Origin of the sequence: Pseudomonas sp. Z1-14, assembly GCF_051132005.1 — a bacterium.
Taxonomy (GTDB): domain Bacteria; phylum Pseudomonadota; class Gammaproteobacteria; order Pseudomonadales; family Pseudomonadaceae; genus Aquipseudomonas.
The window spans coordinates 4,586,720-4,598,864 of record NZ_CP071646.1 but is presented as its reverse complement, the minus strand read 5'-3'; the positions used below and the strand labels follow the sequence as shown (position 1 = coordinate 4,598,864).

The window sequence follows — 12,145 nt, the reverse complement described above, 5'->3', positions numbered from 1 at the left end:
ATCCTTGTCAGGCTTGTTCAGGGGCAGCGAACGGCGCATCCAGCGGCGCGGTATCGAAGGTGCGCAGCAGTTCGATGAGAATCTGCGTGGCCGGTCCCAGAGGCTTTTCCTTGTTCGAATACAGATAGAAGCTCGGGTTGCGGCTGGCGCCCTGATCCAAGGGTAGACGTTTGAGCGTGCCCTCCCTGAGTTCTCGCTCGATCATGTGCCGGGGCAGCCAGGCAAAGCCGAGGCCGCTGCCGACGAACGTCGCGGCGGTGGCCAGGCTCCCCACGGTCCAGCGCTGTTCGGCGCCGAGCCAGCCGACATCGCGGGGCTGCTGGCGGCCGGAGTCGCGGATCACCACTTGCAACTGGCTCTCCAGGTCCTGGAACGTCAGCTCGCGGTTGAGTCGGTGCAGGGCGTGCTCGGGATGGGCCACCGCAACGAATTCGACATCGCTCAGTTCCGCGCCCAGGTAACCGGGAATGCTGAAGCCGCTGATGGCAAGGTCGGCGACGCCTTCGAGCAGCACCTCTTCGACGCCGGACAAGACTTCTTCGCGCAGCCGCACCCGGCAGCCCCGGCTCTGCGGCATGAACGCGGTCAGCGCGCGGACGAGGCGGGCAGTGGGGTAGGCCGCGTCGACCACCAGGCGCACTTCAGCTTCCCAACCCTGCTCCATGTGGTGGGCCAGGTCTTCCAGCTGGCTGGCCTGTTTCACCAGTTGCCGGGAACGGCGCAGCAGCACGCCGCCGGCTTCGGTCAGCACGGCTTTGCGTCCGTCGATACGCAGCAACGGCACGCCGAGCTGATCCTGCATGCGGGCCACGGTGTAGCTCACCGATGATTGAGAGCGGTGCAGTACTTCGGCGGCCTGGGCGAAACCACCATGGTCCACCACCGCCTGCAACGTTCGCCATTGATCAAGGGTCACGCGGGGCGCTTTCATATTGAGCTCCTCTTGTCCTAAGCTGGCGGTCCCCTCGTGGAGACTGCCGAATGAAAAAAATCTGTTGTGCGCTGCTGGCCCTGCTGCCGCTGAGTGCCTTTGCCTACCCGATCGACGTGGAAAAACACCTCAACGGCTTGAGCATCGACTACACCGCCTACGACACCGATGCCGACATCGGCTCGATCCAGGTCAACAACTACGGCAGCACCGACGCGGCGTGCAGCGTGGTGTTTCGCAACGGCCCCGAAGCGCCGCGAACCCGCAAGATCGAAGTCGCCGCCGGCAAGTTCAAGAACGCCACCGCCAAGTTCAACCGCAACATCATCAAGCTGCGCATCGAGCTGACCTGCAAGCCGAAATAACCAGCGGCGGGGCAGCGTCACAAGGCGTGCTCCGCTTATAAACGAAATAATCGATGTTTTGCAGCAATTATTTGCGCTTTTTCATCGATATGATCGCGCTTAACCTTCACTCCATCGACTTACAACATTCTCAGATGGAGCCTACAAGCCATGTCCCGCGTTCTGATCATCGAAAGCAGTGCCCGCCAGCAAGACTCGGTTTCCCGTCAACTGACCCAGACCTTTATCAGCCAGTGGAAAGCCGCGCATCCGGCCGATGAGATCAGCGTTCGCGACCTGGCAGTCAACCCGGTTCCGCACCTGGACGCCCATTTGCTGGGGGGCTGGATGAAACCGGCCGAGCAGCGCAACGACCTCGAGAACGCCTCCCTGGAGCGCTCCAACCAGCTGACCGATGAGCTGCTCGCCGCCGATGTTCTGGTGATGGCCGCGCCGATGTACAACTTCGCCATCCCGAGCACCTTGAAAGCCTGGCTCGACCACGTGCTGCGCGCCGGCGTGACCTTCAAGTACACCCCCACCGGTCCCCAGGGGCTATTGACCGGCAAGCGCGCTTTCGTGCTCACCGCCCGCGGCGGCATTCATGCCGGTGGCAGCACCGATCACCAGGAACCGTACCTGCGCCAAGTCATGGGCTTCATCGGCATCCACGACGTGACCTTCATCCATGCCGAAGGCATGAACCTGGGCGGCGACTTCCAGGAGAAGGGCCTGAACCAGGCCAACGCCAAGCTATCCCAAGTGGCCTGAGCGTTAATCCTCGGGTAATCGCCAGGTGTTCTAGTGACTTGGCGCTTCCCTTCAAACCGTTTTGCGCATCGAACCTCCCTTGGCACTTATTGCTCCTGAGTGCAGCCGCCCGATTGAACGCTGAAGCGAGATCGGGCTTTTTTTTGCCTGCGACCTCCCATTCACTGAATTTCCCCTGTGGGAGCGAGCTTGCTCGCGATAGCGGAATGTAAGCCGACATCTCTCTCGACTGTCAGGCAGCCATCGCGAGCAAGCTCGCTCCCACAGGGTTTAGTGTCTGGGCTGGTTATTGCGGTTAGCGGCGATCCTGAAAAACCGCTATCTTCGCCGCCATCCGAAAACGAGGGGCGGTATGGGCTATCTACTTTTTGTGACCTTGATCCAGGCGTTTTCCTTCAGCCTGATCGGCGAATACCTGGCCGGGCATGTCGACAGTTATTTCGCGGTGCTGGTGCGCGTAGTGTTGGCGGGGCTGGTGTTCATTCCACTGACCCGCTGGCGCCAGGTTGAGCCGTCGTTCATGCGCGGCATGCTGTTGATCGGCGCCCTGCAGTTCGGCGTGACCTACGTCTGCCTCTACCTGAGTTTCCGCGTACTGACGGTGCCGGAAGTGCTGCTGTTTACTATCCTCACGCCGCTGCACGTGACCTTGATCGAAGATGCACTCAATCGACGCTTCAACCCCTGGGCCTTGATTGCGGCGCTGGTGGCGGTGGCCGGCGCGGCGGTGATTCGTTATGACCGGATCAACCCGGATTTCTTCATGGGCTTTTTGCTGCTGCAACTGGCCAACTTCACCTATGCGGCCGGGCAAGTGTTGTACAAGCACCTGGTGGCGCGGCACCCGAGCGACCTGCCGCACTATCGGCGTTTCGGCTATTTCTACCTCGGCGCGCTGATGGTCGCGCTGCCGGCCTTCCTGCTGTTCGGCAAGGCCGATTTCTGGCCTGAAGCGCCGTTGCAATGGGGCGTACTGGTATTCCTCGGCCTGGTCTCCACCGCGCTGGGGCTGTATTGGTGGAACAAGGGCGCGTGCCTGGTGAACGGCGGGACATTGGCGGTAATGAACAACCTGCACGTGCCGGTGGGGTTGCTGGTGAACCTGCTGATCTGGAACCAGCATGAGGCGTTGGGTCGGTTGCTGCTGGGTGGGTCGGTGATACTCGCGGCGGTGTGGATCAGTCGGTTGGGGATACGCCAGCCTCAGCCTTCACATTGACCCTTCACCCTGAACCCTGTGGGAGCGAGCTTGCTCGCGATGGCGCACTATCAGTCAACATCTATGTTTCTGATACACCGCTATCGCGAGCAAGCTCGCTCCCACAGGGGAATCGGGTTGGCTTCAGACCACCTGCTTTTCCGGCTCCGGAATATGGCTTGCCCCCAGCACCGCCGGCAGCAACCCCGCCCGCAGATCCGTACCGCTCGGCTGTTGGTACAAGCCCAGCCCGAACTCTGGCATCACCGCCAGCAGGTAATCGAAGATATCCCCCTGGATGCGCTCGTAGTCGGCCCACACGGTGGTGCCGGTGAAGCAGTAGATTTCCAGCGGGATACCCTGGGCAGTGGTCTGCAGCTGGCGGACCATGCAGGTCATGTTCGGCTGGATCTCCGGGTGGCTTTTCAGATAGGCCAGGGCATAGGCGCGGAATGTGCCCAGGTTGGTCATCCGCCGGCGGTTGGCCGACATCGCCGCGACGTTGCCCTGGGCTTCGTTCCAGGCCTTGAGCTCGGCCTGCTTGCGGCCGATGTAATCGGTCAGCAGGCGCACCTGCGTCAAGCGCTGTTCTTCCTCGTCGTGGAGGAAGCGCACGCCGCTGGCATCGATGAACAGGCTGCGCTTGATCCGCCGTCCGCCGGATTGCTGCATGCCGCGCCAGTTCTTGAACGATTCGGACATCAGACGCCAGGTGGGGATCGAGACGATGGTCTTGTCGAAGTTCTGCACCTTCACCGTGTGCAGGGTGATGTCCACCACATCACCGTCGGCGCCCACCTGGGGCATTTCGATCCAGTCGCCGACCCGCAGCATGTCGTTGCTGGTCAACTGCACGCTGGCGACAAACGACAGCAGCGTGTCCTTGTAGACCAGGAGGATCACCGCCGACATCGCACCCAGGCCCGACAGCAGCAACAGCGGTGAACGGTCGATCAGCGTGGCGACGATGATGATCGCGCCGAACACGTAGAGGACCATTTTTGTCAGTTGCACGTAGCCCTTGATCGAGCGGGTGCGGGCGTGTTCGGTGCGAGCATAGACGTCCAGCAGCGCAGTGAGCAGGGCACTGACGGCCAGCAGCATGAACAGGATGGTGAAGGCCAGCGCGACATTGCCGAGGAAGACCGTGCTGGTCTTGCTCAGCCCCGGCACCAGGTGCAGGCCGAACTGGATGATCAGCGACGGCGTCGTCTGCGCCAGGCGATGAAAGACTTTGTTCTGGCGCAGGTCGTTGACCCAGTGCAGGGCCGGTTGGCGGCCGATCAGCTTGGCGCCGTGAAGGATCAGGTAACGCGCCACGCGCCCGAGCACCAGCGCGATCGCCAGCAGCAGGGCCAGGGCGAGACCGGAATGCAGGAGCGGGTGCTGATCCAGGGCCCCCCAGAAATCCTGAAGGTTGAGCCAGAATTGTTTGATATCCATGGACGAGACGGTCTTCTAATGAGCGCGATGGGCGAATTAGAGCATTTAAGCGTGGCGAAGTGACCGTTGATGACAAATCCGGTCTTGAAAACACACTGATTTGCAGCCGTTTGTATAAAGAAACTCGGCCTGCGCGCTCGAAACCGGTAACCTATGCAGCTGTTTTTTTGCATTTCTTCGAGGTAGCACCCGTGTTTTCCCAATTCGCCCTGCACGAACGCCTGCTCAAAGCCGTGGCCGAGCTTAAATTTGTCGAGCCAACGCCGGTGCAGGCAGCGGCTATTCCGCTCGCGCTCCAGGGGCGTGACCTGCGGGTGACGGCGCAGACCGGCAGCGGCAAGACCGCTGCGTTCGTGCTGCCGATCCTCAATCGCCTGATCGGCCCGGCCAAGGTCCGCGTCAGCATCAAGACCCTGATCCTGCTGCCGACCCGCGAACTGGCCCAGCAGACCTTGAAGGAAGTGGAGCGCTTCTCGCAGTTCACCTTCATCAAGTCCGGCCTGATCACCGGCGGGGAAGATTTCAAGGTCCAGGCCGCCATGCTGCGCAAGGTGCCGGATATCCTGATCGGCACGCCGGGGCGGATGATCGAGCAACTGAACGCCGGCAACCTCGACCTCAAGGAAGTCGAAGTGCTGGTGCTGGACGAAGCTGACCGCATGCTGGACATGGGTTTTGCCGAAGATGTGCAGCGCCTGGTGGATGAATGCGTCAATCGCCAGCAGACCATGCTGTTCTCCGCCACCACCGGCGGTTCGGGCCTGCGCGAGATGATCGCCAAGGTCCTGAACAACCCTGAGCACTTGCAGCTCAACGCGGTCAGTCAGCTGAACTCCACGACTCGCCAGCAGATCATCACCGCTGACCACAACCAGCACAAAGAGCAGATTGTGAACTGGTTGCTGGCCAACGAGACCTACGAAAAAGCCATCGTATTCACCAACACCCGGGCCATGGCCGACCGCATCTACGGTCGTCTCGTCGCCCAGGAATACAAGGCGTTCGTGCTGCACGGCGAGAAAGACCAGAAGGACCGCAAGCTGGCCATCGACCGCCTCAAGCAGGGCGGTGTGAAGATCCTGGTTGCCACCGATGTCGCCGCCCGTGGCCTGGACGTCGACGGCCTGGACATGGTCATCAACTTCGACATGCCCCGCAGCGGGGACGAGTACGTGCACCGCATCGGCCGCACCGGTCGCGCCGGCAACGATGGCCTGGCGATCTCGCTGATCTGCCACGGCGACTGGAACCTGATGTCGAGCGTCGAGCGCTACCTCAAGCAGAGCTTCGAGCGCCGCACCATCAAGGAAGTCAAAGGCACCTACGGCGGACCGAAAAAGGTCAAGGCGTCGGGCAAGGCCGTTGGCGTGAAGAAGAAAAAGGTCGACGCCAAGGGCGACAAGAAAAAAACCGGCGCCAAGGCCCCGACCAAGCGCAAGACCGCCAACCGCCCGAAGAGCGATGCGCCGTCGCTGGTCAGCAAGGACGGCATGGCCCCGCTCAAACGCCGCAAGCCCGAGGCGCCGGCGGCTGAATAAGCCCATGAATGAAAAACCGGACCTTGGGTCCGGTTTTTTTATGGGTACGCCGAGTCAGAAATGGTATTTGACCAACAGGCTGGTATTGCTCTGGTTGGTCTTGAAGCTTTCACTGTCCTCGATGGCGTACTTGTTCTTCCAGTAGTCGTATTCCACGCCCACGTATAGCTGCTTGGCGCCGAGCTTCAAGGCCTTGCCCAGGTCATATTTGATCTGCGGGACGATATGCAGGTTGGCGTGGTACGTGCCCTTGGCGTTGCTGTCGTTGTCGACGACCCAGTCGATGAACCCGTCGAACAGAATGTCGGATGAACCCACCGGGACGGTGACGGCCCAGACCGGGGTGATCTGCCAGACGTTGTCGCCCGCCCGCGAGCCTTCGGTCTGTCGGTTGTAGAAGTTCAACTGGAAATAGTCGAAGCCGGGAATCGCCAGGTCGAAACCCGGGCCGATCAGGTAGGACTCGTTGTCACCTTCGCCAAACTCATAGGTCATCGCCAGCAGCACATCCTTGACCGGGCCCAGTTCCAGCTTCTGATCAAAAATCTTGCCGAACGACAGGCGCGGGCTGAACTCGCCGTAGTAGGTGTTCGGGCCGGAATTGCTGTCGTCCTCGCCGTTGTAGAAGATCCGGTCGAGGAAGAAGAAGTTGTCGCCGTAGGTCCAGGCATCGGCGTGTTCGAACGTCACGGTCTGCTGGATACGCGGGTTGATCTGGAAATCCTTGCCGTAGAGATAACTCAGGCTGTTGTTCTGCCACTGCAACAGATCGCCGGCCATGGCTTGGCTGCCGGCGAGCAACGATCCTGCGAGTATCAGGCTGGTGCACGTACGTTTCATTCGGTTTGCTCCCAAAGGTAAGTGGTACCGCGTTGTTGTCGTCAGCGCTCTGGTGTGGCGCCTTTTTCCACGGACAAAACATCCGTTCGGTCAGCTTTTTGTTTGTGGCAGTGGCTGAAAGTCGGCGGGTCGCTCAGGACTTGATGATTATTTTGAGGTGTCCGGGTTTGAACGGCCGCGCAGGATACGGACTTGCCTGGGGCGACTCAAGTGCGTTGCGACGGCGCATCTGGAGGCGTGACGATGGAGCGCATGCATAAAGCTTTCCTCTTGTTCTTGTTGTTGAGGCGCAGGCGGCCGCTGACAGGCGACCGGTCGTGTGCCGGCCTGCCTGTCTGCGGTATTGCGGGTGGAGCGGGGTGTGTCTGGCCGGACTAGTTGGTGCGTGCGCCCTGGGTGATCCAGGCGCCGATCAGATCACGTTCCTGCTGGGTCATCTGGGTGATGTTGCCCAAGGGCATGATCTGGGTGGTCACGGCCTGGGCCTGGATGCGTGCGGCCTGTTGCTGGATCTGCTGCGGCGTATCGAAGATCACCCCGCCCGGCGCGGCGCTGAACAGCGGACTGGTGGGCTTGGCCGAATGACAGACCGAGCAGCGCTCCTGGATCACGCTGTGGACCTTTTCAAATGACGGGCCCTGCGCGTTGGCCGCCTGGGCGGGCGCGGTTGCCGGAGCGGCTGGCGCCGTGGCCGGTTTGGCCCCGCCGCCCACCGCCGTTTCCGGCAACGGTTGATACTCGATCACGCCAGGAGCCTTGGCGACTTCCGGTGCCGTTGGCATTGGCTTGGGCCCGGTGACGTAAGCCAGGCAGATCATCGCCAGGGCGCCGACCGGCAGCGTCCAGGCAAACCGGTTGCTGTCATGGCGGGTGTTGAAGTAATGACGCACCAACACGGCCGCCACGGCGATCCCGGCCAGGATCAGCCAGTTGTATTGGCTGCCGTAGGTGCTCGGGAAGTGGTTGCTGATCATGATGAACAGCACCGGCAGGGTGAAGTAGTTGTTGTGGCGCGAACGCAACAGGCCCTTGGCCGGCAACGCCGGGTCAGGCGTGCGGTTCTCGGCGATGGCCGCCACCAAGGCGCGCTGTGCCGGCATGATGATGCGGAACACGTTGCCGACCATGATCGTACCGATGACGGCGCCGACATGCAGGTAGGCGCCGCGACCGCTGAACACCTTGCTGAAGCCGTAGGCCGCGGCGATCAACAGCACGAACAGAATCAGGCCGAGCAGGGCGGGGCGTTTGCCGAGTGCCGAGTCGCAGAGTGCCGAATAGACGAACCAGCCAACGAACAATGAACCGATGCCCAGGGCGACACCCTCAGCGCCGCTCAGGCTGCTGCCGGGAGCCAGCAGGTAGACGGTCGGGTTCCAATAGAACACCAGGCACAGCAGGGCGATGCCCGACATCCAGGTGAAATAGGCTTCCCATTTGAACCAGTGCAGGTTGTCCGGCATGGACGGCGGCGCGAGTTTGTATTTTTCCAGGTGGTAGATGCCGCCACCGTGGATGGCCCATAAATCACCGGCCAGGCCGCTCCGGGGATTGACGCGATTGAGGTTGTTTTCCAGCCAGACGAAGTAGAACGACGCGCCGATCCAGGCCACGCCAGTGATCATGTGAACCCAGCGCACGCTCAGGTTCAGCCATTCCAGCATATGTGCTTCCACAGTCTTTACCTCTCGCCCGTCACCCTTGTCTTCGGGTGATCGGACCTTCTCTTGGGGACGGTGTGAAAACGTAGCGAGCGAAGGCAAGACAAGGCGAAAACTGGCGAGAAAGCGGAGTTGACTTTAGTCAATGAGCATTTCGAGTCTGTTTTCAACGCAGTATTGCCGAGCGCAGCAGTTTTCACTCCGTCCGCTGGTGGGGGGCGAGGATCAAGTACTCATCCTCTTGGAAAAAATGCTCATCGCAGTTATTGCCTGTGCCACTGCGATCAACCACCAGGAAGTCATCCCGCTTTTCGATCGTCAGCACCGGGTGGTGCCAGACGCCGCGATGGTAATTGATGCCCTGCCTGCCGTTGGTGACGAAGGCGCGGACCAAGCCTGATACAGGTGCATCGCCAAGTGGCGCGACCACGATCAGAAAGGGGTTGCCGAGCAGCGGAATGAAGGCCTGGCTGCCCAGCGGATGGCGCTCCAGCATGCGCACGGTCAACGGCATCTGCAGCGCGTCGGCGCGGAAGATGCTGATGATCGCCTGGTCGTCCGGCGTGGCGGTCTCGACCGTCGCCAGGCGGTGGAAGCGCATGGTCGAACCGTTGTTGATCATGAAGTGATCGCTGCCGTCGGTTTCGATCACGTCACCGAACGGGGCGAAGGCTTCTTTGGTCAATGGCTCGATCTTGAGTGTGCGCATGCTGGTCTTCTTAACCTTGAATTCGTTGTTGTCTGTTCTATTGCTATCGCGAGCAGGCTCGCTCCCACATTTGACCGCATACCCCTGTGGGAGCGAGCCTGCTCGCGATTGGCTTCACTGCTATTTAGCGACCTTGCCCAATACCCGCAGGCGGCTCACGCCACCGTCCGGGAACACGTTCAGGCGGATGTGCGTGATCGGCCCCAGTTCCTTGATCTGCTCGGCGAAGGTGTGTTCGGCGTGCATTTCCAGCTTCTGGCTCGGCAGCAGTTCACGCCAGAACAGCGACTGGGTTTCGATCTGGCTGTCGGTGCCGCCTTTGACGAACGCGCCCTGGATCGAGCAGCTGTCCGGGTAGTTGCCTTTGAAGTGCAGGGTATCGACGACGACTTTCTCAACAATGCCGGCATGGCCCAGGGCGACGATCACCCAGTCATTGCCGGGGGTGCGCCGACGGGCGGTTTCCCAGCCGTCGCCCATGTTCACGCCACGGCCCGGGTTGAGGATGTTGCTCATGCGGCCGAAGTGTTCATCGGAGCAGGCCAGGGCACGGCCACCGTTGAGGGCGGCAGCCAGGTCGATCTGTTCGTTGTCGCCGACGGCGGACCAGTCGCGGTATGGAATGCCGTAGACCCGCAGCCGGGCCACGCCACCGTCCGGATAGATGTTGAAGCGCAGATGGCTAAACGCCTGGTCATTGCTGATTTCGTGGTAGTGGTGGCTGTCGCCCTTCAGCTCGACGGCCGACAGCACTTCGGTCCACTGGGTGTTTTCATCCGGCTCGCCTTCAGCCAGGAAACAGGCTTCCAGGGAGGCCGACGGTGGGTAATTACCGGTGAAGAACGAGGTGTCGATATCCACGCCCTTGATCGAGCCCGGCACGCCCAGGCGGATCACCGCGCTGTCGTAGCCTTCGAAACGCTTGCGGCGCGACTCCCAGCCGTCCATCCATTTGCCGTTATCGTCGAACACACCCTCCTTCCACACGGCCGGGGTCGGCTGGAACAGGCGGTTGGCATCGGCGAACCAGTCATCGGTCACCGAAATGATCTTGGTGCCCAGGCGGGCGTCGGCCAGGTTGACGAATTTCTCGAACGGTACGGCGTAAGCTTTCATTCTTCTTGTCTGCCTTTGGTAAGTTGGCTGGGGATGCTTGCAGGACCTGGTCTTGAGGTGCCGCTCGCTAAAGGGTCAGTAATCGGAACAACGCGATCTTGTTGATCTCTGCCAATGCGCATTTGAATTCGGCATCCGCCGAGTGGTGAATGCGCGTTTCGAACGCGGCAAGGATCTGGTGCCGGTTGCTGCCTTTTACCGCCATGATGAAGGGAAACTTGAACTTGGCCTTGTAGGCCTCGTTCAGCTCGGTGAAGCGCTGGAACTCTTCGGCCGTGCATTGGTGAATACCGGCGCCAGCCTGTTCGTTGGTGCTGGCTTCGGTCAGTTGGCCCTGGACGGCGGCTTTGCCGGCCAGGTCCGGGTGAGCGTTGATCAGCGCCAGCTGGCTGGCGTGGTCGGCACTCAACAGGATGTCGCTCATGCGCTGGTGCAGGGTTTCGATCTGGTCGATCGAGGGATCCTGGCCCAGGTCGAAGGCCTTTTCGGCCACCCATGGCGAATGTTCGTAGATGTCGGCGAAGGCTTTGACGAACGCTTCGCGGCTCAGGCTGGAAGGCTTGAGGGTCTGGAATGCAGTCATTTCGAAACTCCCGGATACGGGTGGGTCTGCTGCCAGTGGCGTGCAATGTCGACCCGGCGGCTGAACCACACCTGTTCGTGGCCCTTGACGTATTCCAGGAAACGCTTGAGGGAGGCGAGGCGGGCAGGGCGGCCGATCAGGCGGCAATGCAGGCCGATGGACAACATCTTCGGTGCTTCGGCGCCTTCGGCATACAGTACGTCGAAGGCATCCTTGAGGTACTGGAAGAAGTCGTCGCCCTTGTTGAAACCCTGCACCTGGGTGAAGCGCATGTCATTGGTGTCGAGTGTGTAAGGGATTACCAGGTGCGGCTTGCCGGTGGGGTTATTCGGCTCCCAGTACGGCAGGTCGTCGTCGTAGGTGTCGCTGTCATAGAGAAAGCCGCCTTCTTCCATTACCAATCGCCGGGTATTGGGGCCGGTGCGTCCGGTGTACCAGCCCAACGGCCGCTCGCCGGTAAGTTCGGTGAGGATGCGGATCGCTTCGAGCATGTGTTCGCGCTCCTGCGCTTCATCCATGTACTGGTAGTCGATCCAGCGATAGCCGTGGCTGCATATTTCATGGCCGGCGGCGACCATGGCGCGGATCACGTCCGGATGGCGCTGGGCGGCCATGGCCACGGCGAAGATAGTCAGCGGGATATCGAATTGCTTGAACAGCTTGAGGATCCGCCAGACGCCGGCACGGCTGCCATACTCGTACAGCGACTCCATGCTCATGTTGCGCTCGCCCAGCAACGGTTGCGCCGAAACCATTTCCGAGAGGAACGCTTCGGACTCACGATCGCCATGCAGGATGTTGCGCTCGCCGCCTTCCTCATAGTTGAGTACGAAAGACAGGGCGATTCGGGCATTGCCCGGCCATTGCGGGTGGGGAGGGTTACTGCCGTAACCGATCAGGTCGCGTGGGTAGTCAGCGCTCACTGCAGTCTTCCTTCTTCTTCGAACCATGTAGGTGGCGCCTTGGGGGTGGATCACAGGCTGGCGTCACGACGATGGGCTGATTGTATAC

Annotated in this window: 12 protein-coding genes; 4 read left to right on the top strand and 8 right to left on the bottom strand. The window is 61.0% G+C overall.

Annotated features, from left to right (window positions below):
• Nucleotides 1–7 precede the first annotated feature (7 nt).
• The gene (locus J3P89_RS21175) at nucleotides 8–931 is read right to left on the bottom strand and encodes a LysR family transcriptional regulator (RefSeq protein WP_305496160.1); all 924 of its coding nucleotides are present in this window, start codon (nucleotides 929–931) and stop codon (nucleotides 8–10) included.
• 50 nt (nucleotides 932–981) lie between these two features.
• Here J3P89_RS21175 and J3P89_RS21170 point away from each other — a divergent pair, with 50 nt between their 5' ends.
• From J3P89_RS21170 to J3P89_RS21160, 3 genes are all read left to right on the top strand, one after another.
• A complete protein-coding gene (locus J3P89_RS21170; RefSeq protein ID WP_305496159.1) occupies nucleotides 982–1,296 on the top strand; it encodes a 3-phosphoglycerate kinase in 315 nt (104 codons plus the stop codon).
• Nucleotides 1,297–1,446: 150 nt separating this feature from the next.
• Nucleotides 1,447–2,046, top strand: a complete 600-nt coding sequence (locus J3P89_RS21165) for an FMN-dependent NADH-azoreductase (RefSeq protein ID WP_434695555.1) — start codon at nucleotides 1,447–1,449, stop codon at nucleotides 2,044–2,046.
• Nucleotides 2,047–2,398: 352 nt separating this feature from the next.
• Nucleotides 2,399–3,265 (top strand): carboxylate/amino acid/amine transporter, encoded by an 867-nt coding sequence (locus tag J3P89_RS21160; protein WP_434603083.1) that lies wholly within the window; start codon nucleotides 2,399–2,401, stop codon nucleotides 3,263–3,265.
• Nucleotides 3,266–3,388: 123 nt separating this feature from the next.
• Here the strand turns inward: J3P89_RS21160 and J3P89_RS21155 are convergent, their stop codons facing one another.
• Nucleotides 3,389–4,687: a mechanosensitive ion channel family protein gene (locus tag J3P89_RS21155; RefSeq protein WP_434695553.1), complete on the bottom strand. Its 1,299-nt coding sequence runs from the start codon at nucleotides 4,685–4,687 to the stop codon at nucleotides 3,389–3,391.
• Between the two features lie 191 nt (nucleotides 4,688–4,878).
• Here J3P89_RS21155 and J3P89_RS21150 point away from each other — a divergent pair, with 191 nt between their 5' ends.
• The gene (locus tag J3P89_RS21150; protein WP_434673780.1) at nucleotides 4,879–6,225 is read left to right on the top strand and encodes a DEAD/DEAH box helicase; all 1,347 of its coding nucleotides are present in this window, start codon (nucleotides 4,879–4,881) and stop codon (nucleotides 6,223–6,225) included.
• 54 nt (nucleotides 6,226–6,279) lie between these two features.
• On the opposite strand, the gene J3P89_RS21145 is transcribed toward J3P89_RS21150, so the two are convergent.
• The 6 genes from J3P89_RS21145 to puuE all read right to left on the bottom strand — a co-directional run bounded on the left by J3P89_RS21145 (nucleotide 6,280) and on the right by puuE (nucleotide 12,057).
• Nucleotides 6,280–7,065 (bottom strand): outer membrane protein OmpK, encoded by a 786-nt coding sequence (locus J3P89_RS21145; protein ID WP_434569445.1) that lies wholly within the window; start codon nucleotides 7,063–7,065, stop codon nucleotides 6,280–6,282.
• A 374-nt stretch (nucleotides 7,066–7,439) separates the two neighbouring features.
• On the bottom strand, nucleotides 7,440–8,741 hold the full coding sequence (locus J3P89_RS21140; RefSeq protein WP_434695552.1) for a urate hydroxylase PuuD: 1,302 nt from the start codon (nucleotides 8,739–8,741) through the stop codon (nucleotides 7,440–7,442).
• A 181-nt stretch (nucleotides 8,742–8,922) separates the two neighbouring features.
• Nucleotides 8,923–9,435, bottom strand: a complete 513-nt coding sequence (locus J3P89_RS21135) for an ureidoglycolate lyase (protein WP_434569444.1) — start codon at nucleotides 9,433–9,435, stop codon at nucleotides 8,923–8,925.
• Nucleotides 9,436–9,555: 120 nt separating this feature from the next.
• Nucleotides 9,556–10,551 carry an allantoicase gene (gene alc / locus J3P89_RS21130; RefSeq protein WP_434695551.1) on the bottom strand — a complete coding sequence of 332 codons (996 nt, stop codon included), beginning with the start codon at nucleotides 10,549–10,551 and terminating at the stop codon, nucleotides 9,556–9,558.
• A gap of 67 nt (nucleotides 10,552–10,618) precedes the next feature.
• On the bottom strand, nucleotides 10,619–11,134 hold the full coding sequence (gene uraD / locus J3P89_RS21125; protein ID WP_434625347.1) for a 2-oxo-4-hydroxy-4-carboxy-5-ureidoimidazoline decarboxylase: 516 nt from the start codon (nucleotides 11,132–11,134) through the stop codon (nucleotides 10,619–10,621).
• Nucleotides 11,131–12,057, bottom strand: a complete 927-nt coding sequence (gene puuE, locus J3P89_RS21120) for an allantoinase PuuE (RefSeq protein ID WP_434625345.1) — start codon at nucleotides 12,055–12,057, stop codon at nucleotides 11,131–11,133. Before puuE ends, uraD begins: the two co-directional genes overlap by 4 nt.
• Between the last annotated feature and the right edge of the window lie 88 nt (nucleotides 12,058–12,145).